Origin of the sequence: Paenibacillus sp. W2I17, from assembly GCF_030815985.1 — a bacterium.
Classification (GTDB): Bacteria; Bacillota; Bacilli; order Paenibacillales; family Paenibacillaceae; genus Paenibacillus.
Genome location: NZ_JAUSXM010000001.1, coordinates 3,469,253 through 3,495,753 on the forward strand (window position 1 = coordinate 3,469,253; position 26,501 = coordinate 3,495,753).

At 44.2% G+C, this 26,501-nt stretch carries 23 protein-coding genes and 1 pseudogene; 2 read left to right on the top strand and 22 right to left on the bottom strand.

Going from position 1 to position 26,501, the window contains the following annotated elements; translation table 11 throughout:
* Positions 1-84 precede the first annotated feature (84 nt).
* Complete coding sequence (locus QF041_RS15425; protein WP_307416982.1) at positions 85-447, top strand: helix-turn-helix domain-containing protein; 363 nt, start codon at positions 85-87, stop codon at positions 445-447.
* 56 nt (positions 448-503) lie between these two features.
* Positions 504-1,373 (top strand): HNH endonuclease, encoded by an 870-nt coding sequence (locus QF041_RS15430; protein WP_307414810.1) that lies wholly within the window; start codon positions 504-506, stop codon positions 1,371-1,373.
* 105 nt (positions 1,374-1,478) lie between these two features.
* Here QF041_RS15430 and dcm read toward each other — a convergent pair whose 3' ends face one another.
* The 22 genes and pseudogenes from dcm to QF041_RS15540 all read right to left on the bottom strand — a co-directional run bounded on the left by dcm (position 1,479) and on the right by QF041_RS15540 (position 26,499).
* Positions 1,479-2,621, bottom strand: coding sequence for a DNA (cytosine-5-)-methyltransferase (dcm, locus tag QF041_RS15435; RefSeq protein WP_307414811.1), 1,143 nt, complete (start codon positions 2,619-2,621; stop codon positions 1,479-1,481).
* A gap of 74 nt (positions 2,622-2,695) precedes the next feature.
* The gene (locus tag QF041_RS15440; RefSeq protein WP_237176802.1) at positions 2,696-2,884 is read right to left on the bottom strand and encodes a hypothetical protein; all 189 of its coding nucleotides are present in this window, start codon (positions 2,882-2,884) and stop codon (positions 2,696-2,698) included.
* Positions 2,881-3,303 (bottom strand): very short patch repair endonuclease, encoded by a 423-nt coding sequence (locus QF041_RS15445; RefSeq protein WP_237176803.1) that lies wholly within the window; start codon positions 3,301-3,303, stop codon positions 2,881-2,883. The genes QF041_RS15440 and QF041_RS15445 overlap by 4 nt, the downstream gene beginning before the upstream one ends.
* 75 nt (positions 3,304-3,378) lie before the next feature.
* Positions 3,379-4,521 carry a type II restriction endonuclease gene (locus tag QF041_RS15450; protein WP_237176924.1) on the bottom strand — a complete coding sequence of 381 codons (1,143 nt, stop codon included), beginning with the start codon at positions 4,519-4,521 and terminating at the stop codon, positions 3,379-3,381.
* Positions 4,522-4,561: 40 nt separating this feature from the next.
* Positions 4,562-4,915, bottom strand: a complete 354-nt coding sequence (locus tag QF041_RS15455) for an EcoRII N-terminal effector-binding domain-containing protein (protein WP_307414812.1) — start codon at positions 4,913-4,915, stop codon at positions 4,562-4,564.
* A 132-nt stretch (positions 4,916-5,047) separates the two neighbouring features.
* Positions 5,048-5,929 (bottom strand): hypothetical protein, encoded by an 882-nt coding sequence (locus QF041_RS15460; protein ID WP_307414813.1) that lies wholly within the window; start codon positions 5,927-5,929, stop codon positions 5,048-5,050.
* A gap of 132 nt (positions 5,930-6,061) precedes the next feature.
* Entirely contained in the window at positions 6,062-7,009 is a 948-nt protein-coding gene (locus QF041_RS15465; RefSeq protein ID WP_307414814.1) for a helix-turn-helix transcriptional regulator, read from the bottom strand.
* 355 nt (positions 7,010-7,364) lie between these two features.
* Complete coding sequence (locus QF041_RS15470) at positions 7,365-8,171, bottom strand: hypothetical protein (protein ID WP_307414815.1); 807 nt, start codon at positions 8,169-8,171, stop codon at positions 7,365-7,367.
* Positions 8,171-9,397, bottom strand: coding sequence for a WXG100 family type VII secretion target (locus QF041_RS15475; RefSeq protein ID WP_307414816.1), 1,227 nt, complete (start codon positions 9,395-9,397; stop codon positions 8,171-8,173). Before QF041_RS15475 ends, QF041_RS15470 begins: the two co-directional genes overlap by 1 nt.
* 263 nt (positions 9,398-9,660) lie before the next feature.
* Positions 9,661-9,945, bottom strand: coding sequence for a DUF4183 domain-containing protein (locus tag QF041_RS15480; protein WP_237176809.1), 285 nt, complete (start codon positions 9,943-9,945; stop codon positions 9,661-9,663).
* Between the two features lie 82 nt (positions 9,946-10,027).
* The gene (locus QF041_RS15485) at positions 10,028-11,074 is read right to left on the bottom strand and encodes a DUF4183 domain-containing protein (protein ID WP_307414817.1); all 1,047 of its coding nucleotides are present in this window, start codon (positions 11,072-11,074) and stop codon (positions 10,028-10,030) included.
* A 352-nt stretch (positions 11,075-11,426) separates the two neighbouring features.
* The gene (locus tag QF041_RS15490; protein ID WP_307414818.1) at positions 11,427-12,317 is read right to left on the bottom strand and encodes a permease prefix domain 1-containing protein; all 891 of its coding nucleotides are present in this window, start codon (positions 12,315-12,317) and stop codon (positions 11,427-11,429) included.
* Complete coding sequence (locus tag QF041_RS15495) at positions 12,304-12,648, bottom strand: PadR family transcriptional regulator (RefSeq protein WP_307414819.1); 345 nt, start codon at positions 12,646-12,648, stop codon at positions 12,304-12,306. Before QF041_RS15495 ends, QF041_RS15490 begins: the two co-directional genes overlap by 14 nt.
* A gap of 46 nt (positions 12,649-12,694) precedes the next feature.
* A pseudogene (locus tag QF041_RS15500) lies at positions 12,695-12,880 on the bottom strand (cation:dicarboxylate symporter family transporter); the annotation flags it as partial.
* 99 nt (positions 12,881-12,979) lie between these two features.
* Entirely contained in the window at positions 12,980-13,453 is a 474-nt protein-coding gene (locus tag QF041_RS15505; protein ID WP_307414820.1) for a DUF4362 domain-containing protein, read from the bottom strand.
* 201 nt (positions 13,454-13,654) lie between these two features.
* Positions 13,655-17,137: a glycoside hydrolase family 2 TIM barrel-domain containing protein gene (locus QF041_RS15510; protein ID WP_307414821.1), complete on the bottom strand. Its 3,483-nt coding sequence runs from the start codon at positions 17,135-17,137 to the stop codon at positions 13,655-13,657.
* A 313-nt stretch (positions 17,138-17,450) separates the two neighbouring features.
* Complete coding sequence (locus QF041_RS15515) at positions 17,451-19,298, bottom strand: IucA/IucC family protein (protein ID WP_307414823.1); 1,848 nt, start codon at positions 19,296-19,298, stop codon at positions 17,451-17,453.
* A complete protein-coding gene (locus tag QF041_RS15520; RefSeq protein WP_307414824.1) occupies positions 19,258-20,595 on the bottom strand; it encodes a type III PLP-dependent enzyme in 1,338 nt (445 codons plus the stop codon). The genes QF041_RS15515 and QF041_RS15520 overlap by 41 nt, the downstream gene beginning before the upstream one ends.
* Complete coding sequence (locus tag QF041_RS15525; protein WP_307414825.1) at positions 20,592-21,368, bottom strand: HpcH/HpaI aldolase family protein; 777 nt, start codon at positions 21,366-21,368, stop codon at positions 20,592-20,594. Before QF041_RS15525 ends, QF041_RS15520 begins: the two co-directional genes overlap by 4 nt.
* Complete coding sequence (locus tag QF041_RS15530; RefSeq protein ID WP_307414826.1) at positions 21,365-23,344, bottom strand: IucA/IucC family protein; 1,980 nt, start codon at positions 23,342-23,344, stop codon at positions 21,365-21,367. The genes QF041_RS15525 and QF041_RS15530 overlap by 4 nt, the downstream gene beginning before the upstream one ends.
* Complete coding sequence (locus QF041_RS15535; protein WP_307416983.1) at positions 23,319-25,106, bottom strand: IucA/IucC family protein; 1,788 nt, start codon at positions 25,104-25,106, stop codon at positions 23,319-23,321. Before QF041_RS15535 ends, QF041_RS15530 begins: the two co-directional genes overlap by 26 nt.
* Complete coding sequence (locus tag QF041_RS15540) at positions 25,084-26,499, bottom strand: MFS transporter (RefSeq protein WP_307414827.1); 1,416 nt, start codon at positions 26,497-26,499, stop codon at positions 25,084-25,086. The genes QF041_RS15535 and QF041_RS15540 overlap by 23 nt, the downstream gene beginning before the upstream one ends.
* Between the last annotated feature and the right edge of the window lie 2 nt (positions 26,500-26,501).

Genomic DNA, 26,501 nt, shown 5'->3' on the forward strand with positions numbered 1-26,501 from the left:
AATTAAACAAAATTATACGATTCAAGTAGTCATGTTTAGCCCCCGAAATCTTGTCTACACTTTTACATAGAGGGGGTGCGTATGGTGGAAGACAGAGAAATTTTAAATTTAGTCGGCGCTCGAATCAAGGTTTTAAGGAAAGAAAAGGGACTATCCCAAGAGGCACTTGGAGAAAAAGGTGGATTTCATTTTACATACATTGGACAAGTGGAACGTGGAGAAAAGAATGTATCTTTAATTAATCTCGCTAAAATTGCTGAGGCATTGGGAGTGAATATAACGCAATTATTTGCTTATGTGAATAAAGAAATGAAGTTCATGGAGTCAGAAACTTTGATTCAGGAGATCGTAAGTATATTAAAAGATATGCCAATTGAAAATATACTACTATCTAAAAATATTATTATTGAAATCCTAAAAATGCATGGTGATAAAAAATCCGAATAAAATTTGAAAATTGCACTGTCATCATTACTAATTTTTTCTTAAGGAGATAACTTTGCATGCCTCTTATACTTTCTCAAAGGATAAACTTTGATTCCAACTATCAAGATATTCCTTTTAAGGTATATCACTATCCAAAAAAATATAGAAGCAAAATTAAATCAGGAGATATTTTCATTTATCATCAGGGTGACAAAAAAAATCCAACTAATAGATTCTATTATGGATATGGTGTAGTAGGACAAATATCATCCATGGATGGTGAAAATTATTTTGCGGAAATAATAGGCGGTACGCCTTTCCCCTACAAAGTACCACTAAAGTATGAGACATCACAATATTATGAAAATTTTGGAGATGGCTATAATGAACGCAAAAAACCTGACTGGCAAAATGCTATTAGATTTATTTCGCATGATGCATTTAATTTAATTATTGAAGCAGCTTATGTAAGTGATATACAGTCCCTATACGATATTTCAAATATCGAATCTATTAGTGAACCTCTAATGTTAATTTCAAAATTAAACAAGATTTATTCTAATTATAATTTCGAAATGAGAAACAAAATTGTAAGTGAACATTTAGACCGTGGCACTTCTGTAACGAATGCTTTAAAGAAAATATTGGGACCTAACTGTCAGATATGTGGAGAACCCGGATTCGAAAAAAAGGATGGGACAAGATATATAGAAGCACATCATCTTATCCAACTATCCCAAAAAAAATTAGCTTCTTTATGTTCTGATAACATTATTTTACTATGTTCAAACTGCCATAAAGAAATTCATCACGGAAAGCATTTCAGTCATTCAGCAGATGAAACAAAATTATATATTGAACTAGGGACCAAAAGAGTCAGTATACAAAAAAATACTATTGATTATCTTAAGAAACTTGAACAATGTCAGGCTCTAGTACCATCATAATGTCATCTCACTCACCACATAATATTAGAACGAAATCTACACCTCTGAGTATAAAAAATCCCAAAACGGCCCCATTTTTAATGGGGCCGTTTTGGGATTAAACATCTAAACAGTAGATTTATATACTTTCTTCTTCTGTCCTAAATCTACATTTATTACAGCTGCAATTTGTTTGGCAATATCCTTCACTAATGGAACAACAACTGAATTACCAAATTGTCTGTACGCTTGAGTATCAGATACGACTATTTTAAATTCTTCCGGATATCCTTGCAGTCTGGCACATTCCCTTGGTGTCAGTCGCCTTGGATTCCCACCATTAATACTGGGAATAAGGATTTCAGAACCATCCTTGTGATATCGTGCACTTAATGTTCTTGCTATTCCGTCAAGATCAGTTAAACCAAAACCAAATCCGTTCCCTTTAAGCCTATGCTTCTCAGCGTAATCCTGAAGATATTGCCATAGTTTGTCGGACAATGTATATTTATCTTCGACTGTTTGATCGAGTATGGACTTAAAAGGGAGTATTTCACCGTTAGGTATCGGAAAGTTGAATGTTTCCTTACCCTTAAATATATTTCTATCAAATCCCACGATAAAAATACGTTCTCTATGTTGTGGGACATAATACTTACCATCCAGTACGGTGATATGCAAATTGTAATCAAGTTCTTCCAATGTGGACCGAATGATCTCAAAAGTTTTGCCCTTATCATGCGATCTCAAATTCTTTACATTTTCCAGCAAAAAGGCTTTTGGGCGCTTTTCTTTTATAATTCTGGCAACATCAAAAAACAAAGTCCCCTGTGTTTTATCCAAAAATCCATGTTCTTTCCCCAAGCTGGTTTTTTTAGAGACTCCGGCCAAAGAGAATGGCTGACAAGGAAATCCTGCAACGAGAATGTCATGATCTGGTATTTCTTGTGATTGGATTTTTGTGATATCACCTTTCGGCAGTTCTCCAAAATTGCTGAAATATGTTTTCTGTGCGTATTTGTCCCACTCCGAAGAAAAAACGCAATGTCCGTTGACGGATTCAAAGGCGATTCTCATTCCCCCTATTCCAGCAAACAAATCAATGAATCTAAAGTCTGCATTTTCAGCTCTATAAGTCGCTTCCGTTTCTTTAAGAACCTGCGAGGTAGCTCCCATAACAAAATCCTGAATCGAGACCCCTTGTATTTCTGAATACTGTTTTATTTTTGAATGTAATTCTTCATTCAACTTTATATGAATCTGTTTCAATCGGATCCCTCCGGGTCAAGTTATATACCCATATTAACCCTTGTTAATTAATTTGGCAAACAAATATTCGCATTTCATGATTTTTTAATTGAATTAAACCATAATTCAATGTCCTCGCTCATTTTTGAGAGTTCCACATGAAAAGGATAGTTCTCACTCACGGTTTCTGGAACCACTGACCAATCAATCTTTTCCCATGTTTGACCCAGTTCTTCAATAGCTTTGGACAGTGCGTATACCTTTTCCAATAATTCTTCCTTCAACACTTTCTCCTCCTTGCATCGACTATATAGTTATAAATTTTATTAATAGTTATATCATAATCGGTTTTGAATTCGTGCTCCCAAACACGAAGAATATTCCAATCATTTTTTAAATAAAATTCATTCACAGCCTGATCCCTTTTTTTATTTCCTTCCAGTTTATTAGCCCAAAATTCTGCATTGTTCTTTGGTCTGTTCGCGTGGATTGAACAACCATGCCAAAAACAGGAATCAATAAAAATCACAACTTTATATTTTCTAATTGAAATATCCGGTCTTCCCATTAACACTTTTGTATTTCTTCTAAAACGTAGACCTTTCCTCCAAAGACTGCTTGCCACCCTATTTTCCAGCTTGGAAACGGACTTGATAGAACTCATCATTTTGCTTCGGGTCTCTTTCGATACAATATCACTCATAATATCACCCCCACACATGGATTAATACCCAAAAAAGGACAGTATCACATCGAGTGATTACTGCCCAACATTAATTTATTTATTTTTCACATGGGTAATAAATGATTCCAAACTCATTAATTTATCCCTATATTTTTTCGGAAAACTTGTGATGTAAGATTTGGGAACTACAAGCCTCACCTTATAATCATACATTTCCTTTAACTGGTTCTCAGAAATGCCTTGTTGAAGTGTGAAAAGATGTTTCTCTTCAATTCTGTCAGCTTCATTAAGTACCTGTCTCCAACGATCCTTGCAAGTGGTTTTAGCAGCAAGGAAAGTAAGTTTATCACTACTGACCGAAGAATTATGGTAGTCAATCGATCCAGGGAACAAAAAGTCAGGCTTTTTTCTACCTTCAGTAACAGCCTGTTCTTCAAAATTCAATTGGTGATCCTTAAATATCCTGCTCAGATGATTTTCAAGAGATTTCCCTGCCCTGCTTTTCCTTCTGTTTAACAGCGTATTGGCACATCCCACCAATTCTTCTACAGAATTGAACGGTGTAGAGATTCTTTCTCTATATCTGGAACTTTCAATAGCACGGAACAATGAATACTCAGTTTCTACCCAATTCAACAACAATTTATCAGGATCATTTTTCCTAATATTATAGAATACTCCACTTATCTCTCTGGCTTTTCTAGAGATTTCTTTTGTATCAGGGAAATCCACAGTAAGTTCTTCTAAATATTTTTGAAAGAGTTCATCAATGGAAGGCTCGGTAGAAATGTCACCCTTTTCAATTATAGAATTTGTTTGGGTCACATCCATACCTATTTCAAGAAAGAATTCCTCAATTTCTTCATCGCCACTTAAAATATACGCATTATAAAAAGTTTCTTCCATTTGTATCAGAACAAAAAGATCTCCAACATGTTCCTCGTTTAAAAAGGGAAAACCTCTTCCGAATCTAGTGATTCTATATTCATTCCTGCTACCCTGACCATAATAAATAAATCTGCTCTCAGTCTCAAAATCTTGTTGCCACTTGATTGTGACTCGTTTTTCCTTGTTCTCTCCTTTAGAACCTGGGCTATCAAAAAGAATGCGCCAAGCATTCTTTGCTATGTAAAAGCCTGATTGATGTGACCCTGTAGAACCAGCATCGTTAGCTGAAATAAATTTGACAAATGATAATTCATTACTAAGGCAATCTTTAATCGCATCCTGTAACACTGTCAAACAATTCCCCTCCACTTCCTATAATCAGTAAAATTTATTCTTGCTTCGTTCTTTCACAAACTATTTTCAATTTTGATTCTTCATGCAAGAGGGTAATCGTATCCCCTGCTTTTATATTAAACTGCTCGAAGTACTTGTTCATGGGTGTTAATCTATATTCATCTCTTTCCCCTTTCTCTGTAAAATATTTGTTATTGTAATGAATAAAATCAAAACTCCATACTTCTCCGCATTCATCTTCAAAATTAAGAGTAACACGCGGATTTTTCTTATCCTCTGACAATTTAGGAAAAAAATTTACTTGATTTTTTAAAATATACATACCTGCCTGATGTGCCCTAGTCTCACTAACATCGTTTTTGCTCAAAACTTTTGTTATAATTCTCATGATTATATTCTCCTTTTACGTTAAGTAAGAAATAATTCGGTCACCCGACATAGAATCTTTATTTCCCACATTCTGATTATAAGCTTCTCGCTAAAGCTCCTCAATTATGCAATACTTTTGCTAGTCAGATAGTCAGATTCTGTAATGGGAATCCTCAGAATTCTTATTTATCTTCTTCCTGTAACTGATATAATCTGCAGTTAATTCTTTCATAACCCTGTCCATCGCAATATATAGAACCCCCGATCCACCCAATACAAACAGGGATTCATTAAAATCTTCTGGACCAGTAACCCGAGACAGTGCTTCATATCTTATAAAGAGTTCATACGTCACATAAACAAACATAAGGAAATATAGGCATATTCTTCGTATAAGAACTTCTTCAGAATTCATATTCACAGTGAATATCTTCTTGTAATATACCCAATAGTTACCATAAAACGGAATTAAGAATAATCCCAAAAAGTACATATTATATGACCAGGAAAGCTGTGTTAGAAAAACAAGAGGAAAATATAATATAAATATGGACTTGACTAAGTCAGGAATTTGTTTAAATAATAGATTCACTCTGTTAATAAAATAAATCCTATTATTTTTTTTGTTTAAATCTGTCATAACCTTTAATTTAAAGTTTATCCATTCTATTACAATAAATTTATATTCAGGATGTACTTTTTTGTATTCTTCAATATATGTCGTAGTAGGGAGAACCCAAAATATAAAAATCAGAGTCATAAACGACCAATAATTAATAAAAGGTTGGTTTTGAAAGCCTATAGTTATTAAAAGATAAACATTTGCACAAAAATAAACAATGGGGACCAATATTCCTGTTACTTGAACAGCCATTACGAACCACTTGTGATCAAAACGATCCATCGTTCTTTTTCCTATCCATTTCCCCAAAGGCTCCATCCATTTAGAGAAAGCGTAATTTAACCCAAACCAAATGGCAACCATTAATAAAATGGTTAACGATATAATCAAAAAATTGAGCCATAAATTCAAAGCCTTTCCCCCTCAGCAATTTTTATTTCAGTTAACTTGTTTGTATAATAGCAAATCCATACGACAACATAATGCCAGCGAACGTAAGTTCGTATAATTAAAAGGCGTGCCATAATATGCACGCCTTTTTGGTTAGTAAATCTGGTTCCATTTATTTAGTTTTTCCTTCAATTGTTCACGAACCGCCTGTGGTTCCAGTACTTCTGCATCTGGTCCATATCTTAGCAACCACTTGATAAATTCCTTATCATTGTTGACGGTTACCTCAAAAATAATGCTGCCATCACTCTCATCGGTTATTCTTGGATGTACAAATAGTTCTTTTTCCTTGACATACCTAGCAACATCTTCTTTAAACCTGACCTTGAATCTTGTATTTTTATCTCCTCTTTCAATCGACCAAGTGTTTTTAAAGTATTGTCTGATGCTGAAGTGATTCTTTTCAAAAGTCTGATCTGTAATGTCCACTTTGAGAAATCGACTGATCCGAAATGTACGAATTTCCTTTTTCATGTGACAATATCCTATCAGATAAAATTTCTGATCTCTGGGCACAAGAAAATAAGGATCAATCCGGCGGGCTGTCGTCTCATCCCGATATTGAGTATGGTACACTGTCTCAATTGAACGCAACTCTATCGTAGCTTGAATAATGTTTTCCAAAAAATTGTTGCTCTCCTTTTGATAAGAGGGGATACCCATTTGGATAATATCAGCTATATTATGTATGATATTGTTTTGTTGTCGTTTTTCCTTAAAATGAGCAGAAATAACTTTGTCATAAGCAGATTCAAATCCAGAGGGGAGTTTGTCCTTATTAATAAAAGAAGGCAGTAATAAGAATGCAAGCGCCTCTTGCTCGTTGAAATCAAGTGGGAATATATTGAAGTTCCCTTCAAATCTATAGCCCGTATTTTTCCCCTCATTCAGAATCGGTACAACCGTAGTAAGCAGCTCCAAATCTCTGTAAATGGTGCGTGGATTGACCTCACATTTTTCTGCGAGCATGTTGGCTGTAATTCCGGGATTCGCCTGGATAGCTATAATCATTTTCATTAATCTAATGATTTTTTCTTTCATGGCTACCTCATTTCAAAAGCACAAATTCAATATTTTTTTTCTTCTTATTCCTAACCTTTTCTCACTTGTTTCAAAAGAACTAGAGTAGGCATTTAGTCAAACGATACTATCTCATTAATTTTAATGGCTTCATGGAAATATCCTAAACCATGTGTGGTAAGTTCACTAGCTCTTCTGGATATGCAATAATGCTATACACTTCTCTATTATTATCGTCAAATACATTAAAAGTTTTGATTAAATGAACAAAAATATCCCTGATAAGAATTTTATCTTATCAAGGGAACTTAATTTCAGTTTTTATAGGTACATTAAAACTTTAAATTTAATTCTTATTTCCATTCATATTCATATCTTATTTATCATTATTTTGGTCTTGGTAACTAGCAGATCCCTCCTTGATATGTACTTTGAGTATTCCTGAATCTACTTTATCAAGATGCCACCACCAACTGTTAATAGGTAGGTCTCTATTCTCTTCCCCAGCAGTAATCAATAATTTTTCATCATCTATTTCCAATAATCTCAAAATCAACTCATCTACCTGATTTATCTTTTCTTCAAGAGATTTATTTATAGATTGAACTTTTAGATCTTCTCTCATCTCAAAAAGGTTCTTAAATAAGTCTAAGTATTGCAGCTCCTCACCATCCCATCCACCCTCTTCTTCAATACACTCTATTCCACCGATAAGCTCTTCGTTTAAACATTGGATAATATCTTCGATTACTTCATCATTAATTAGTCTAGAGTCATAAAATTGTTGAGTGTTTTTAAATTTCAGATTCTCTATCTCATCATTAACAAATAATCCACTATCACCATGATATATAAACACATCTTTGCTTTTATCAAGGATCGAGTAAATCTCTTTACAAAAAGATAACGCCAAGAAGGTAGCATTTCGATCCTTACTAGGTTGTATAAATAATGCAGTTTTCAGATTAGTATTAATAACCTTATCCCCAGAAATATCAAACCACATATTCCTTATCTCATCAGCATCTTCAAGAATATAATAGTTAACCCATATCCAACTGTTAGATCTTTCTATTCCCCAAGAGGATATTTGATCTTTGGCACCAAACTCAGATAGCACACTGTTTAATTTTTCAATACTAAGTTCTTCTTCCATGTACATTACTATATTGGATTGTGACATTATCTTTTTTCTCCTTTTAGGGTATTAATTAATTCTTCTGGAGATGTTACAATTTCAACACCAATTGAACTTATATTTTTTGCTTTCACAGTATCAATACCATTTGGGGCATATAAAATAACTCCTTTATGATCAGGATTTATATGTGGCTGCTTAACATCGCCTTCAAAGTATTTAAAAAAATCACTTATTGATTTTGATTTACCTCCAGTAGCATTGAAACATTCAATAATATAATTCGATGTTCCCAGATCAATCTCCCCTATCCTACCACCTAATTCCTTAGCATTATATGTTGTACCAGCCTCTGTTATTTTTATTTTATTATCAAGTAATAACTTAGCAGTATCAGCTTCCAGTCTAAAACCTTCCCTACCGGATTTTGATCCTTCTTTTAAATTTTTTAGAATCTTTTTTAATGTGTCCTCACTTGCAAGTCCTGAACTTATAAGTTCATCGGAATTCACTCCAATGTACTCAGATATCTTTTTTTGTTGGATTTCAGTAAGTTTTAAATTCTCGTTATACTTAAAAATCCCACCATGCTCCGGCTTAGCTCCACCCGCTCCACCCAGATCGGTATGCTTATCATCCATCGAACGAAAAGCTTTACCAAACAAAACATACGCCAAAGCCTGACCTGTCATCGCCCCACCGTAATACCCTGCACCATTCTCATCGATCTGCTTCTTCTGCTCTTCTACAAATTGCCCTATATCCGACCTCGCTGTTCCCGTACCCCAAGCAGTATCCCATGCAAACTGAATACCACGCCCAACGTCTACAACTTTGCCCACTGTCATGGCATATGCCACACTGCTTAATGTACTGAATGGGTTCTCGAAGAAAGCTTCTGCCGTCTGCCCCATTCCCGTTATTGTTTCTCCTACTGATTTATCAAGCAGCCCTACAGCGAAATTTCGCTTTAGTTCTTCTGGAATGTACAGCGCAACCTCGCCGGAGCCGTCCGTTGTTCTGAAGTTCTTCGCTATAAACGTAAACTCTTTCTGGATTTCGTCCAACAGCCCGAGTGTAGTCGGGAACACTTCTTTCACCTGCATAAAATCCCAGAAGAAACGCTCTCCTGTCACACCCGACCAATCGGATTGCAACATATAGATGGATTTCTCTAGTTCCCAGACCATTCGCTCCAGTTCCTGTTTCTTCTGCTGGACCAACCGGGCCTTTTCCTCCAATAGATCGGGATGTACCTCGATTCTCTGCATTTCCTTATCACCCGCCAACCTGACCCTAGTTTATGTACCTAAATTTTAACAAGTTAGAAGGAAGATTGGAATCAAACGGAAGGATCATTTCCTCAGAGGTTATCCGGTAGTTGGGCAACATCCTTGAGTAACTATTTTTGCACATTAATGCATGGATGAATGCAGTTGAGTCGACTGGGTATCTTGTACAAAAAGAACGACTTCTATCTCAGATAGAAGTCGCACAAGATAACGATACAGTAGGATTAAATCTTCTTTCTTCTTTAAGACACTACGAATTGTAAAACAACTGGAATTCCATCGTTCAGCGCATCTCCACCGGGAATTGTAATTGTAGTAGTCGTAGCCGAGGATGTATCTGCTGTCTGCATAATGCCGTTAATATAAAGATTGTAATAGTTGAACGTGCCTGGAAATGCCGTTGCAGCTACACCCGCGTCATTTGTAAAAGCTGTCGCGGCAATCGCAAACGTTGCTCCAGTACCCGTTCCATCACCAATGGTTGCAGCAAATCTTAAACTGTTCTGAAATGGTGTCACAAGTGGCATGTTTCTCACCTCCTACCTAACATAGTATATGTGGTAGGTTTGGGAGTAGTGAAGGCAAAGGAACCAGCAACTAAAACCAATTTTAACCATTTATGATATTGGCTGTTATTATAATTATCGCTATAGTGATGGGTGTCCCTGCAAAGATAACACCGTTTTGTGACGAAAAAAACAACCTTTCCGCACTTACACTGTATGAGTTTCCTGGTTGGATGATCCCGTTTATATAAAGATTATTGAAACTAGTAATTCCACCCCCGGCAAATTCGGTTATGCTACCGCCATCGTCATTCGTGAATTCTGTGGCAGGAATTATAACCGAGTTCGACAAATCCAGATCGGTGTCCGGAAAATAGAAGTAACGGTTTGCCGTAGGAATGATTTCAATTCCGGGTACGGTGCCCGGCGGACCTTGCTCACCTGGGGGACCCGTTGGTCCTTGGACTCCGGGAGTTCCCGGTTGACCCGGCTCACCTTGAGGGCCCGCTGGGCCTTGCGCTCCCGGAACTCCGGGTTGACCCGGTTCACCTTGAGGACCGGCCGGGCCTTGCGCTCCGGGAACTCCCGGTTGACCCGGCTCACCCTGAGGACCAACAGGGCCTTGCGCTCCGGGAAGCCCCGCTTGACCTGGCTCACCCTGAGGACCAGTGGGACCCTGCGCTCCGGGAAGCCCCAATTGACCCGGTTCACCTTGAGGGCCTGCGGGACCCTGCGCTCCGGGAAGCCCCAATTGACCCGGTTCACCTTGAGGGCCTGCGGGACCCTGCGCTCCGGGAAGCCCCAATTGACCCGGTTCACCTTGAGGGCCTGCGGGACCCTGCGCTCCGGGAAGCCCCAATTGACCCGGTTCACCTTGAGGGCCTGCGGGACCCTGCGCTCCGGGAAGCCCCGCTTGACCCAGCCCGCCGTGAGGGCCAGCGGGACCTTGCGCTCCCGGAACTCCCGGTTGACCCGGCTCGCCGTGAGGGCCAGCGGGGCCTTGGGCACCTGCCACACCTTGCGTTCCAGGGAGACTCACCGTCTCCAATTCATGTTGTCTCAAAGGAGCAAGCAGGGGGGCGGGCTCACAACATATCGGGTTGCTGCCTCCCCCTCTCGGTAATGCAATGACTTTTTTGTCACGGACCATTTTCTGTGATCTTAATGGACGCTTCAGTGAGCAGCGCTTTCTATGATAAGATCTACGGATAATATGGCATTTCTTTCGTTTTCCCAAGTGTTTGTTTCTACATTTCGGCGTAGAACGACTGGGCCTTAATTTGTTGAGGGTAGCTGTCCTCTTGTTCAGATACTTCAATATGGTCATCTCCTTAGGCCAAGGCACACAGTATATATGCCCTATACTATGTCCTTAGCACATTCGGAGAGTGTGCGAATAACTATGAGGGAAGCCCAATAAAAAAGACAAGAGTCCTGCTATAGTTGTCCTTTGTCTTGCCAGCATGGCTTCATTGTCTAATTATGGGGGAAGCTGAATACCCTTATGAAGCGGAGCTCAATTTCCTTTTTGCCGTCCAATAGCTCCAGCCTTGTAATACTACAAACAACGCTACCGCCATGGTCAAACTCATCCCCATCTCCACCACTCGCTGCATATTCCCATTCAGGAAAACGCTGTCCCCCTGAGTTACCGCGGAACTGAACTGCTCTGAGGCGAAAAATACATAATAAAGACTAAACATCAGCATATGAACAAAGGTATACATGATGGAAAAGGCAAAAGGAAGAATGGATATATACTTATTTTTACTTATCGCAAACATAATGAGTCCCTGTGCACCCAAGCACATAGAGGCGAATAAGGTGGACTCCAATCCACCAGACGTATGGAGCACGCCACTAAAAAATAACTTTTCAAACATATTAAACGTAAGTCCTTCACCCCAATAATGATACATCGTCTGAAAATAAGCTTGCAGATACCCTAAACTGAATAACAGGGGCACAGATAACAGGCAAAGGCGATCCACACGTTTGCGTGTAAATACAAGACAGGCACCTAGCGCACATACCGTAATCCAAAAAATAGGCATTAATTCGATATACCGATTATGCACACCATATCGATTCGCGATTAGTCCACCCGCAAGTGTTACAATGAACAGGAACAAACTTGCTAAGGCACAGCCAAAAATCATTTTCATGTTGAATCCATACGTTTCTTTGGTTACCGTTCTGCGCAGTTCTGAGATAGAGCCAAATTGTTGAATGGAACGTTCGATGGCCTTCGTCTCTCCCAACCCCTGGCGCTTCAGATGATCCACCGAGGAATAGAGATGAGCAGCCATTTCTTCTCTCCACTCAGACTTTTCCCTCTTCGTTAAAAACGTAAATCGAAGTACTTGATCCAAATACTGTTCAATGACTTCCATGCAGATCCCCTCCCAAGAATATATCAATAATCTTGATGTTCTCCCTCCATGATGTCCTCAATGTGTTGAGCTGAGTTTGGCCATCCGGGGTGATTCGGTAATATCTCCGCCGTGGTCCACTAATTTGCTCTCCCCAATAACCCTCTATGTATCCGTTAGCCTCCATACGTTTCAGTGCCGGATACAGTGTGCCTTCTTTTAGATCAAACTGACCATTGGTCTCGTCATTCACCGTTCTGGATATTTCGTATCCATATGCATCCTGCTTATTCAGTACAGACAGTACAATTCCATCGATGTATCCTTTGATCATTTCGTTTCTCAGCTTCACACACCACCTACTATGCAATTCTATGTAGTTAAGCATAACAAACAAATATTGTAAAAAGCAATCTCATGGAGCCGATTGTCTCAAAATAAATCTCATTCAGCGTTGCAAGCAACGCTATGAACCCGGAACCGGTAACTCCGGCAGCACCTTTGGAGATCAGCATCAGCACACCGAGCATTACCAGCACCTGGGTAATGGAAAGCTCCACCCCATATGCCTGAGCCATGAACATCTTCAGCTCAGGTAGATCAAACCCATCATTTTACCGATGGAGAACAGTTAGCCTACGCCGAAATTGCCAATCGTATACACCATGGCCCAGAAGGTTCATTTACAACTTAGGCATCCAAAAAGGGTTCTCTTCCTTCTCACACCCGGTTAACACGTAGTAAATATGCCCCTGCTCACTCTTCATCGTACCGATCTCTTTGCAGGTGTCGGTCTTCGTTCCCTGTTTGGAGCCATAGGCATCCCTTGAGTTATCATAAGTCGATTGAATAGCTGTACCATCATAGATCAATTCCTGGATAATGGGCCCACCTTCAATGGTATACATCGTTACACGAACCTGATCCTGCTGTTTTTTCTTCACATTTTTCATAAATGTGTCCCACTTATCTTCGTTCCGTATGCCTCCATGAAGCACAACCACATCCCCGCTTTGCTCCGCTTGCTCTGGATTATGGGGCTCGATAATTTCTGGGAATGATTTCGTGATTCCGGAAGCACCCGTGGTTGGATCATTTGCCTGATAGGCAGTTAACAGCATTAAAGCTAACGATAAGATAAGCATATTTTTTCTCATTCCATCACCTCATGTATGAAACGCTTCAATCTTATCCTTTGTTGCATGATTATTCTTATTTTGTCATTTATCTGTAACTCCCTCGTTGTCCCGAACGTACTCTCACACCTACATACAAGAAAAACCCTTCGCGCAAGCGATTCAGATCCACGTTCCCATGAACCGATGCCTGCTTGAAGGGGTTTTATATTTCTATCACATTTATTTCTCGAATCGGAACCAGCCGAAGTCAAACTGACTGCCTGGCAGGAAGATAAAGCTTACTTTCTGCTCACCTTTCACCTGTTCAAGTTCAAACACCCGTTCCTCATATCCACTTGACTGCGTGAACTCAACCAACTGGTTGCTCTGTCCGTCCGCACCTGCGAAGCGAATATGAATCGTATTCTTATCAATCGGTGAATGGCCGTAGATCACGAGCTTTGATGTGCCTTCTGCCGTAAAGTCCATGTTTTCAAACTCCAGCGACACGTTGTTCCCGATACCTTCAACACGGTCACCCTCGATTTTGAACGTATCTCCGTAGAGATGATCACAGGATGCAGCCGCATTCTGTTCAAAGGCCCGACTCTGACGTTCGAAGGAGAAACCTTTAATATGAATCTTCTGCTTCAACACAAAACAGATCGACGTGATCCCGCTAAGGCGTTTGGACAATTGGTACGTCTCTTCCTGGTATACATTCCAAATGGACTCTTTGTCATACACCACATCCGCAATCATCGTACTTCCTTCCTCATCCGGCATACCTTCCCAGATCTGAATGAGGTACTCCTCCGTGGACAACGTAAAGATTGGAATGGTAATCGTATCGGAGCCATATGGCCCGAAGTCAATATTACGGAAGCCTACATGCGTCTCTCCGTCGCGACTTGTCGCTACCCCACGTTCGTTGCCGTTACCAACCTCACCTTTGGTGTAATCGTACAGTCCGCCCGTGATGAAGCCGTATGGATCTTTGTAGGCTGTACCGAGACCGTCCGCCTTGAATTCCAGCTGGGAGATGAGTTTCGTTTTGTCCGTACCGTTGGTACTGGTTGCGCGAAGCCGGAACTCCCCGTCACCTATAGCCGATACCCTCACCGCATGTTGATGCTCACCGTTGTCGCCCGTTTCTGTTTGAACAGCTTCCACTTTGGCAATGTTGGACTCGATCCCCGCATCGTTCACAACGGCCCACTCGATATCGCAATAGGAGGTGTTCTCCGGATACAGCTTGGCGGTTACGACCAGCTCCGGGTTAGATGGATCGAGCAACTGTCCTGCAGCACTGATGATCTCGATTTTCCGCAAAGGAATCTCATGAGCATTCCCCGTAAGCACTGGACGTTCTTCATTGTTCATGAAGACAGGTTGTACTTGCTTCTCATCAACCAGTTCCGCATCCATAATACGCGATTCAAACTCAGCTACAGCCCCTTCCAAACCTTCGGAAGAAACTTCAATCCGTACCGTTCCAGCTTCATTTGTCGCTCCGATGATCGCCATCAGCTTGCCGCTGAACAGTCTTCTGCTCAACCCTTTGTATGGATCATAGTCCGTGCTGTCCCCATTATCCAGACCCAGCAATCGTCCTGCACCCGTCACCTGAACTTGCACGCGGTTATTCGCATTGTGAACCGGATTACCCGCCTTATCTTCAACATCAATTTCTACAAAAATGAGGTCTGTACCATTCGCTTGCAGCTGCTCCCGGTCCGCTTGCAGACGGATTTTCTTCGCATCCGTATAGGATCTTTGCACATCGGTTGCAATGATCTGGCCGTTCTCATCATAAGCGATCGCTTTTAGCTCGCCCTCTTCGTACGGCACTTTCCACCAGCCAGACAGCTGTGTTCCATTAGCATGATCGATATCGTACGTACCAATGGTTTTACCGTTGAGTTGCAACTCAATCTTCGGTGCGTTGCTGCACACGCGTACATCAATGATCTGACCCGGGCTGAAATCCCAATAAGGGAACAGGTGAACCATCGGACTTTTCTTATAATCCGTCCAAGCCGCTTGGTAGATGTAATAGGAGTCTTTCGGGAATGTTGCGGTATCCAGCTGTCCAAAATACGAATTCTTCGTATGATACGGTGTCGGCTCTCCGATATAATCGAATCCAGTCCACAGGAATTGACCCAGCGAATAAGGTGTATCCCGCTCTGCCAAAATGCAATATTCTGCCGACTTCGCGCCCCAGCTCGTCGTACTGTTACCCAAAGCCGAGCACTGCTCGTCATCATCTGCCAGAATCGGCTGTTCGAATGGGAAGTGATAAATGCCACGGCTCTGCACCACAGAAGACGTCTCACTACCATAGATGATCCAGTCCGGATGTTCTTCATGATGTTTGTCGTAATATTTTTCCGCGTAGTTGTAACCTGCCAGCTTCACGATATCCGCGCATTTTTGTGCATTTTCCCAAGGCATATAGTTCGAACCTATCGTCACGCCAGCATTACCTTTCGGATCAAATTCCAGCACATAGTCCATTAACATGCGAGTTACTTCCTGTCCACGCTCATCCGCATGGGTATCATAGATTTCATTCCCGATACTCCACATGATCAGGCTGGCATGGTTACGGTCGCGCTTCACCCAACTCTTCACATCCGTATGCACCCACTCCGGGAAAAATCTCGCATAGTCGTATGGCGTTTTGGCACGTTCCCACATATCAAAGGCTTCAGACACAACCAGCATACCCATCTCATCCGCGAGTTCCATGAACTCTTTGGCAGGCATATTATGCGCGGTGCGGATAGCGTTAACGCCCATTTCTTTGAGCAAAACAAATCTTCTACGCAGTGCCGTTAGGTTAAAAGCAGCCCCCAGCGCTCCGAGATCATGGTGTTCACACACACCGTTCAATTTCATCTTGACTCCGTTCAGGTGGAACCCTTCATTGGCATCCAGCTTGATATCCCGGAATCCAATACGCTGTGATACCGATTCAACTGTCCGATCTTCCTGATCATCCGAGATCAATCGCAGCTCTGTCACCAGTTCATACAGATGCGGTGCATCCGGGCTCCACAGGTTAGGATTCACAACAATAAGTTGTTGGCTATCTGTCGCTGCAACCGCTTTTTCAACCACCGAAGCCGTAACATTCGCTTGGCTGGATGCCACCACCTGACCTTCATACCGGATCGTATGCACCAGCTCTGCCTGCTGATTCTGTTCAAGGTTCAGCTCCGTATCCACTTCCACCTGCCAGCCATTCGGCTGCTGATTAATGGATACATAGATTCCATCCGTAACAATATGGTTGCGGTCTCTCGTTTTCAGCCACACATGGCGATAGATTCCGGCCCCGGAATACCATCTGCTGTTCGGGCTCTGATGCACTACTTTGACCACAATCTCATTGTCGCCTTCCACCAGTGCATTCGTGATCTCATGTTCAAAAGCAGAATATCCATACTTCCACTCCCCAACCAGATGTCCGTTCACATACACCGAAGAATCCATGTATACGCCATCAAAACAGAGCAGAAGCTGCTGCTCATCCTTCGTGTAATGGAACGTCTTGCGGTACCATCCAATGCTGTCCTCATACAGTTCAAGCGTATTATATATCAGCCAATCATGGGGAAGTTCCACAGGTTCATACACCAGACCCGCAGGTTCCGTAACATCCAGCTTACTTTTCGCAAATTGCCATCCATCATTAAAAAGTCTCTTCTGATTCATGGTAGATTCTCACTTTCTTGAAGTAAATTATGATTGCGGTTACAACAGTAGTGTCACTTTTTCCGAAAACCTTTTCGGTAATACACAAGTATGACTATAACACATAACCCGATTATACCATCAGTCTCTTTCCTATACCTCCATTTCATAAGATTTTTTAGCCACAATGATGAACGTTTTATTCCCTCCAAGCATTGTACCTTTCGATAACTACAAACCAAAAAGGCAACCCGTCAGCCGGGTCACCTTCTCTGTTCTATCCTTTAGTGAGCACTTCTTCTCTATACACTCCTGCACCAACACTACTCTACTTCTATCCCTTGTAAAAAGGGTTCCACCCTATGCCTTTGCCCGATGGCATCGCGCCGGGCACCCCGTCCGCTTCAAGCAGCGGACGGACAACTAACTTCACGGGCCACTCCCTGCTCTCGAATATCGCATGAGCGAGCGCGGCCCGGTCGGATTCGGGAAGCTGCACATGTTGCAGCGCTTCCTTCCAAGCCTGCTCCGTGATCTCCCATAACTTCGTTTCGGGAATGTGGTACACTTCGCTCAATGCCTCCATAATCACAGCCAGATTCACCTGCGTCCCCAAAGACTGCACATAGAAAATCAGTTTCTGAATCGTCTCGTTATACAGACTGTTCGAGTAGCCTGGACGAATATGATAGGCAGGGTCTGCAATGCCATGTTTGTCCAGATAAGGCTGATGCAGACGCACGGAATCATGATCGCGGAACAAAAGACCCTTTACCTGATTATCCCGTAACACCAGACAGCAGTTCTGACCATGAATCTCAGGTACAACGCCCACCTTGAACAGACGCATCACGATATCATAAAACGTTGTAGCTATGCTGGTATAGAAGTCGAGGACATCCGCGCTGCTGAGGGTATCCCCCAGAATCTCCGTTAATAGATGATGCCTTTCCAGATTCACACCCAGTGCGGCCATTGGAATTACTTTATAGGCTTCACACAGCAATTCAGCGGGATACACACGAATCTGTGCAGCCAGATGCCGGGGATGATCATCGAACAGTCCCATGGATTCTGGCATAAAGCCCCACCAGTTCTGCTCTTCGCACATATACACCTTGTCCTTCAACGTCTCGTCACAAGCTACAGCTTGCCTTAGCATAAGTTCTCCAGCAAGACCATTCAGAAGTTTGACTACTGGAAGATAACGAGCAGCCCCCAGAGATAGAACACTAACCGGTAGCTTAAGCATCCGGGTGGACTCGGTTGATGGGGCCATCGAGCGTAGAGAGGATGTGGCCTGTACGTCGGCCACTTCTATGTCCAATACGACAATGCTGCCCTCTTCAATCTCTCCCGTGAAGCGGGGCAGAATCACATGCTGCAATTGCCACGGATGAACAGGCATCGGCAGATATTCATCCAACGTGATCCCTTTGCGGGCAAACTCGGCTTCCACTACTCCACGCTGAACATCGTCTAACACGTCCAAAATGGACAACCCATCTTCACACCCTTGCTGAACGGCATCCAGCCGTATAGCCACCCAGCGCAGCGAAATCGTCTTCCCGAATTCCGCTGCATACCGAGTTACATCTTCTGCGTTGAATCCCACTTTGGCTTTGGACGATGGGTGGAATGGACGGTCCCGCAATGCCGCAACGCGTTCACCCTTGATAAACCACTCATAAGCAGACGCTGGGACGTTGGCCGACAGATACCGGACTTGTTCCCAGCCCTGAGAATACTGCTCCACAGCAATATCCAGACTAGCAAGAAACTCCGCCACTCCGGGTTGGCTATAGTCTTCATCTGACAAAGCCTTCTGTAACACCGCACGTCCAACCTCTGCTGGAGAATCAAGGAGAACCCAGCTTCCATCTGTTTTCTCCTCGTAGATCGGTGAACCCTGGACCCACTGAATCCCCTGTCTCACCCCTTCTTCAACCAGACACAGCACGCCTTGAGTGTGCAATCTATAGCGAGACGCTACATTATGATTATGCTCTTCGCTGTCATACCCCTTGTACAATCGACGGAACGGCGCAGGTGCTGCGGCAAAATCAATGAATGGGTGATCCTCCAGTGGGAGTAATTGCTCCGACAAAAATGAATTCATCAGATCCGTCATAATCCGGCGTTCAGCGGCTTGCAGACTGGAACGCTTCATCAGTGTTGACATGATTATTGTCCTCCGTTAGATAATGGAATGCCGGGTGCGGATGCCCCAGAAAATCATGATGCGAGATGGTCCAGCAATAAGCTCCAGACTTTTCAAACAAAACAATATCTCCTACCCGTAGCAGCGCTACCTCCGCATCGGAATGCATCCGATCCTTCGGTGTACATAACTCACCTACCACATGAACTCGACGATCTCTTACCTCTGGCCGGGCAAACGAGTGTTTCCAACGATCCGTCGCCATAATCTGAAACGGGTGGTCATGCCCCCATGAAGCAGGCAGACGATTGTGGTGCGTACCTCCCCTTAACACGGCAAAATACTGATCATGAGAGGTTTTGATATCCGTAACCTCTGCCGCGTAATATCCATGGTCTGCCACCAGTAGTCGACCCGATTCAAAATACAGCTGACCTCCGCGTGAAACAAGGCGCTGTCTGGCTTCACTTTGCTCCAGCAGGGAAGTGAATAAAGGCCAGTCGAATCCGGGACTGCCATCATACGTGACACCGAATCCGCCTCCTGCATTCACCACTTCCACAGGTAAATCATACTGCAGCTGCCACTGCTCCACCTTTTGCAAATATAGCTCGATCATCTCGGCGTGCAGACTTGCATCCATATTGTTGGACAAGGAGTGAAAATGGAACCCGCTTAACCGAACCACACCCGCGCCTTCCACACGAATAAGTTCAATGGCTTCTTCCACCGCCTCTTCATCGATTCCAAATGGACTAGGCCCACCGCCCATAACAATCTTCGTCCGAGGTAACGTGCTACTTCGCAGATTGATTCGGAGCAGAATGCGCACTTCCTGCGCTTGCTTCTGTTGTTGCTTGTGTTTCGGCTCATTTTCTTGCTTCTGCCTGCTTCCCTGCACCTGATCATGCTCTTGATCCATCGCTCTCTCTTTCGCAATCGCAATGATGCGGCGCAGCTCCAGCAAACTCTCTACATGGATGTAGCTCACGCCATTCTCGATGGCTAGCCTCAGTTCGCTCTCCTTTTTACCCGGACCTCCAAACAGAATCGGAACCTCGCGGCTTACCGCTCTAACCTTGAGTAACTCTCCGATCGAAGCCACTTCAAAGCCCTTCACCAATGGAAGCAACGCCTCAATGATTCGCGGATTAGGATTCGCCTTAATGGCGTAGAACAATTGTGTGTTCCCAGGCATGCTACCCAACATCTGACGTACTTGCTCCTGAATGCCAGCCAGATCGTATACATACGCACATACCGGTTCTTCCATTCCGCGTTGCAGTTCATCTATCGCATGCCATACACTAAGTTTCATATCTGCCCACCCGCATTCCTGTAGTCATTCCGTTTTTGGGCATACGCCCGAAACGCCGTATTCCGATCATCACCAAGCACGTATATATGTACTCCCCGCTCACCCCAGAGCGACATATCATCCACACCTCTGGTGACCGTTGCATAAGGTACTTCGCACTGCTGGGCGGTAGCATGTAATTCATCCAGCATACGTCTCACATCCGGGTGCTCTGTCTGCCATGGCACGCCGAGGGATTGCGACAGATCCGCCGCGCCTTCCAATACAAAACTCACCTGAGGGTGAGACAGAATCTGTGCACTTTGCCGCACGCCCTCCACACTTTCGATCATGGGTACAACCATCACCTGTTCATTGGCTTCCTCGATATATCCGGTAAGCGGATATTTACCGAACACACCGGGACGACCACTATTCAAGCTCCGCATGCCAACCGGATGATAGTAGGCGTGACGAACCGCTTCCTCCACCTGCTCCAATTGCTCGACATGCGGAATGACGATACCTTGTGCACCACAGTCCAGCACCTTCAGGATCTCCGCTCGTTCCACTTTCGAGATCCGTACCAGCGGGGTTAGGCCGACCAGTTCCGCCGCACGAACCAACTCTTCCACCGACTCCATCGATGTTGCGGCATGTTCCAGATCAATAATGACAAAGTCATATTCCGCATGTCCGATCATCTCAATGACGACCGGGTGTGGTATGGATACAAAAAGGCCATATACTGGCTGTTTGCGTGCAATTTTTTCCTTCAGCGTGTTAATCCTCATTCGACGATTCCCTTTAATTCGGGCGTTCTCTTTGATTCAAGTACATCCTTTGATATCTTGAGCGGATTGCTCGCCTTGCGGAAATATAACTCTCCATCCCCATACAGACGGCGCTTGGTCATCTCTTCGATCAGTGCATCTTCGGCAAAAAGGTCAAATGCAACGAATCGTTCCGTGTACTCCGGGTGCTCTCGCTGATAATCCACAATTACACCTGCGCACAGCTGCCAGAACGCTTCCTCCGACAGACCAAACTTCTCCAAAGCCAGCGCAATATCCGTCATGCAGATAAAAAAGAACGCATCATACGTATAGTCACGGACTTCCGACACATCTCCCGCATAGATGAAGGAATACCGATTGAACTTGCGATGAGTTTCCGGCTCTGGATTCAGTTTTGGTGCTCTTTCCGGGTGCAGCAGTTGATCCGGTACATAACGAACACCATCATGCAGATCCTTGATAATGATTCGTTTCGGCAGATCATCTTCCAGTACCAAAATGATATTCTGGGCATGGGATTCCAGCGCAATCCCGTGTGCGTAGAGCAAATGTATAATCGGCAGTGTAACCGTGCGAACAAGGGCCTCGCTCCACTTCTCCACACCATGTCGTTCTACAGCATCCTGGATAAATGGAACACCATCTGGCTGTACCAACATCAAAGCATTCAGCGGCCACGCCGTCTCACCTTGCTTCAGGTGAACCGATACATTCTCCCGCCAGATCGCACCAAGTGTGCCGTAGGCCCGTCCATATTGCGTTGCAGGCAACTGCTCATAACGGAACGACAGTCCCATGATTTCTTTCAAAATGGCAAACTGCGCCCGCTGCAACAGCTCATCTTCACGAACGAGATTATCCAGCCAATCGCTGATCAGCGGTGCGTTCTGGGTCGTATGTTGTGCCAGAATACGTGTGCTTGACGTATTGGTGATACTGAGGGCCAGTTTGATGTAAGGGGCTTCCGGATTCATCCGGTTCGAGAGTGAACGGATCGACTGCTGCGCGCGATAGGGCGAAGACGATGGACCAAGATACACGATGTCCCCATCCATCAGTTGACGAGCATATACCGATTCCAACTGGTGCTCCCACTGCCATGGATGAACTGGAATGAACACATAGGATTCATCAGTGCCAAAAGCTAATTTCCCATCCACCTTGCTGCCTTTGCTGCCAACGCTAGACCCTACTAAGCTATCTTGAGCAATGGTTATATCACGAACTTCGGCACTGCTCTCAAGCTGATCTGCACTGGTATCATATACGTTGGCGGTCTCACCCACGTCCGTTCGATTTTGTTGTTGCAGTATCTGATGAAATCGCTGTGCGTCCTCTACGGTCAGATGTTGCCCCACCAGTTCTTCAGAGCTATATCCCGCGGATACAGCGGTCTGAGCAAATTCTTTTTTCACAGCAACCCAGACTAATGCAACTTCCGTGTTAAACTCAGGGCCATAAGCGAGATTGTCTTTCAAAGAAAATCCTAGTCTCGACTTGTAGCTCGGGTGGTACAGATGACCGTCAGTCATGTGACTTTCGAGCGCATCATAATGTCGATCTTCACTCGGAATGTTCAAGGACAATATAGCTTGGCACTGGCTGTCCTTTGCCATCGTTTCGAGCAGTTCCTGGATAAAAGCCCTGACATTTGCACCCTTCAAAGCGTTCAGCACAATTTCCTCCAAAAACAGATCCAGATCGGTGCAGAGTACGCCTTCCCTTTGAATCGAACCCTTCTTCACCTTCACCCGGCCAAATGAAAACTTTCGCTCCGCTTCACACGTGTACGCCACAGAATCGCCGGAAGATGTAAGGCCGCTGGTTCGCCATTCGCTCCCACTTACATGACTGTCCAGAATGCCTTCGAACCACATCGCCTCCAACGTCTGACGCATAATCCGTTCCTGTACACCCACGTATACTGCTTCTGTCCTGCCGCCTGCTTCAGCCCTGTATCCCACGACTCCCACGCACTTCACTCCCTATTCGTTTCATTACATTGCTCACCGGCACGTAGGCCGGGGTCTGGCTGATCCCCCTTAGACAACTCACCAAATTTTGTTTGGCCAGAAATGCATCCGTTGTCAGCAGATGTTGCACATATGCATTGCCCGTTCGTTCCAGTTCCTCCACAAGTACCTCACGTACTTGCTTCCAGAAATGCTCCTCGGGGACGTTCACATCTCGCGCCATCGCATGAATCAGAGACCCCAGATGATTGACGATAAAATAATACGATGTCCGCGCCCAGGCTTTCTCTCGCGAATAAAATAATAAATCGGACGCAGCACGATCCTGCTCACTTATAAGTTCCTCATCCACACTGACCCCTTCCAGATCGCGGACGATAAAATCCACAGGCAACCCATCCTTTAAGGTCACAAGGGTATTCTGCAAATGAGCTTCAAAATGAATACCTTTCTCTCCCGCAGCCCGTACAGTCGGCAGCAGCGAACATGCCAGATATCGTTCCAGCCAACGCTCGGCAATGTCTCGTCCACCACCCAGCATGGTCATCAGTCTCGACCGCATCCTGGGAAGCGGTGCTTCAACCAGACTGGATAAGACATACGTATTCTCGACATCAAACTCAATGGGTCGATAAGCTATCGTAAACAGGCTGGTTAACTCTTCATCTTCAAAAGCACAAGTGGCTACACCTGTCTCATACGCAATATGCGTGTTCGGTTCAGCACCGAAGCAGTCATGCTGCCTGACGTATCTGGAGGCATCCAGTGTTCTGCGCATCTGCTCAGCACTGTTGGTGCGAATCATGTTGGTGATCTGCATGTTCAGTGACAGCTTGATATTGCAGTTCCATTCGGGAACATAAACTGTACGGACCGAAGAGGTTGGATAGACGGTAGGCCCCGCACTACCGAGTAGGATTAATTTTTCATCTCGAAAATAGGACTGTATCTCGGTCAACCGTGATATGTATGCGTATTGCCATGGATGGACAGGCAGCAGCCCATACATTTCACTCTTTTCTTTTAAAATAGGCTCCACATGGCTCCGCAGGAGGTCTTGCAAATCCATTGCCGCCTCGTCATCAACCCATTCCTGTACATAGACATCCTGTCTCACGGCGATATAACAGAGTTGAAACGATGTCCGTAACTCCGGACTGTACTTCTGCACATCCTGCTCGCTGAAGCCTTTGGAGTTTTTCGGAAATGGATGGAACGGATGACCATACAACAGTGACTGTTCCGATGTGCGATAATCGTGGATGTCGAGACCGGCTGCTTGTTCGATATACAACGTAAGGTTACCTACACTGTTATCTACCTTTTGTGCAAAATCTCTGGCGTACATCGCCTCTACACGATTCGTATTCTCGCCCTGTGGATGTGCAATATCCACCTCAAGTGAACGCTTCATTTCCATCACACTTTTCTTCATTCCATGTTGATCCGAACTCGCTCCCCGTGCCGTATCTCCACTTAGCTCAGATGTGATCCAACGAACAAGGTCGCCATAATGCACCGCTTCCCCGCCAGATTCCATGCTGAGGTATTCATGCTCCCCTATGGCAGAGTAATAAGACAAGTGTCCTGTCACCTTCACCCTACTGGCTTGAAAAGCAACAATGTACGTCAGCGTATTTGGATTAATCCGAATATCGCTTTCCTTCTCTAGCGCAAGCTCACGTATGTAACAGTTCAGCAACAGCTTGCACGAATGTTCATGGGCCTGCTGCTCAGTCTCAGACCGGAGCTTGTTTTCCATCTCGAACAATGATGCCAACCTTCTTTCGGGTTATAAGTAAGACCAGGGGAAGTGTAAGCAGTATGGCGCAGCCAAGTCCGATACAGATTTCTTTGAGCGCTCCCCATTTTGCCATCTCCATGGACGTTCCTGCCCCGGCAAGCCATTGCCAACGCATATCGTAATACAGGGTCAAGCCCATCACTGCAAACGAAGAAGCCAGACGCTCAATCGTCGTTGATAACACCGACCCTTCGTGCATGTCTTCGTCCGGTAAAGCCTGTAAACCAATAGCAGAGATACTCATGCCTGACAGACCAACGCCAATTCCCCGGCACGCCATGAGCATGCCGATGATCCAGATCGATGCTCCCATGGGCAGAACCGCAAACGACAGAATGGATATCGACACCAGCAACGTGCCCCATGCGATAAAATGTATGGACCGACCTCGGTCCAGCAAGCTGCCGCCAATCCACATGAACAGACTTGTACAGATCGACAAGGGAATGAACAACGCACCGGACATGGCTGGTGACAGGTGGAAGACGTCCTGGAACAATAACGGCAATGTAAAGATCACACCAAACATGACACAATCCTGAATAGTCGAGATCAGTACAGTCAGCGGAAAGACGGCATTACGCCGCAGCAACTGGTACCGGATCAGTGGTTCCTTGCGACCGTTCTCGGTCTGGACAAAACGAATGAGCAGCAACACACCGAGCGCAATCAGCATCCATGGTACCCATACTGCCACGACAGGACTTGCGTACAACTGTACCCCCAGACTAAGGGCACCTACCGCGCAGATCAGCAGCATAACACTGGTTGGATGCCATTTTTTCCTGCGGGCAGGGATATAGGTCTGAATGACTCGACCGCAGCCAATCAACGAGAATATAGCCAGTGGCACATTGAGCCAGAACAGCATTTCAAGCCGTCCATACTGAATGATGAATCCACCCAGCGTAGGCCCGGCAGCCGGAGCCAACATAAGCAGCAAGCCCCACGCTCCGGTAATTCGCCCTCGTACCTCCGGTCCGTATACATCAAACAGCAACACAAGTGATAACGGAATCATCAGCCCCGCGGCAACGCCATGCATGAAACGTACCAGTAATAGTACTTCGATGGAGTGATAAAACAACGCACCTGCCACCGAGAACACTCCATAGATACTGATCCCCAACATATACGTCTGCTTACGCCCCAGTCGGTCCACAATCAGGGAAGCCAGCGGCATCGTTAACGTCATAGCCAGCATGTACAGCGCGATAATCCACCCACCTGCTGTCGTAGAGATCTGATAATATTGCACAAAATAAGGCAGCAGCAGGTTAAATGCACTGTTGGTCAGTACCAGCGAAAAAGCACCGATCAGAATCGCGAGTAATACTGCATGCCTCTTCATCA

Excerpts from the sequence above, each read along its gene's own strand:
- QF041_RS15515 (WP_307414823.1), bottom strand. The coding sequence starts at position 19,298 with ATGTCAACACTGATGAAGCGTTCCAGTCTGCAAGCCGCTGAACGCCGG.
- QF041_RS15480 (WP_237176809.1), bottom strand. The coding sequence starts at position 9,945 with ATGCCACTTGTGACACCATTTCAGAACAGTTTAAGATTTGCTGCAACC.
- QF041_RS15430 (WP_307414810.1), top strand. The coding sequence starts at position 504 with ATGCCTCTTATACTTTCTCAAAGGATAAACTTTGATTCCAACTATCAA.
- QF041_RS15485 (WP_307414817.1), bottom strand. The coding sequence starts at position 11,074 with ATGGTCCGTGACAAAAAAGTCATTGCATTACCGAGAGGGGGAGGCAGC.
- QF041_RS15510 (WP_307414821.1), bottom strand. The coding sequence starts at position 17,137 with ATGAATCAGAAGAGACTTTTTAATGATGGATGGCAATTTGCGAAAAGT.
- QF041_RS15505 (WP_307414820.1), bottom strand. The coding sequence starts at position 13,453 with ATGAGAAAAAATATGCTTATCTTATCGTTAGCTTTAATGCTGTTAACT.
- QF041_RS15520 (WP_307414824.1), bottom strand. The coding sequence starts at position 20,595 with ATGAAACTTAGTGTATGGCATGCGATAGATGAACTGCAACGCGGAATG.
- QF041_RS15535 (WP_307416983.1), bottom strand. The coding sequence starts at position 25,106 with ATGGAAAACAAGCTCCGGTCTGAGACTGAGCAGCAGGCCCATGAACAT.
- QF041_RS15465 (WP_307414814.1), bottom strand. The coding sequence starts at position 7,009 with ATGAAAGAAAAAATCATTAGATTAATGAAAATGATTATAGCTATCCAG.
- QF041_RS15470 (WP_307414815.1), bottom strand. The coding sequence starts at position 8,171 with ATGTCACAATCCAATATAGTAATGTACATGGAAGAAGAACTTAGTATT.
- QF041_RS15455 (WP_307414812.1), bottom strand. The coding sequence starts at position 4,915 with ATGAGAATTATAACAAAAGTTTTGAGCAAAAACGATGTTAGTGAGACT.
- QF041_RS15490 (WP_307414818.1), bottom strand. The coding sequence starts at position 12,317 with ATGGAAGTCATTGAACAGTATTTGGATCAAGTACTTCGATTTACGTTT.
- QF041_RS15540 (WP_307414827.1), bottom strand. The coding sequence starts at position 26,499 with ATGAAGAGGCATGCAGTATTACTCGCGATTCTGATCGGTGCTTTTTCG.
- QF041_RS15475 (WP_307414816.1), bottom strand. The coding sequence starts at position 9,397 with ATGCAGAGAATCGAGGTACATCCCGATCTATTGGAGGAAAAGGCCCGG.
- QF041_RS15525 (WP_307414825.1), bottom strand. The coding sequence starts at position 21,368 with ATGAGGATTAACACGCTGAAGGAAAAAATTGCACGCAAACAGCCAGTA.
- QF041_RS15445 (WP_237176803.1), bottom strand. The coding sequence starts at position 3,303 with ATGAGTGATATTGTATCGAAAGAGACCCGAAGCAAAATGATGAGTTCT.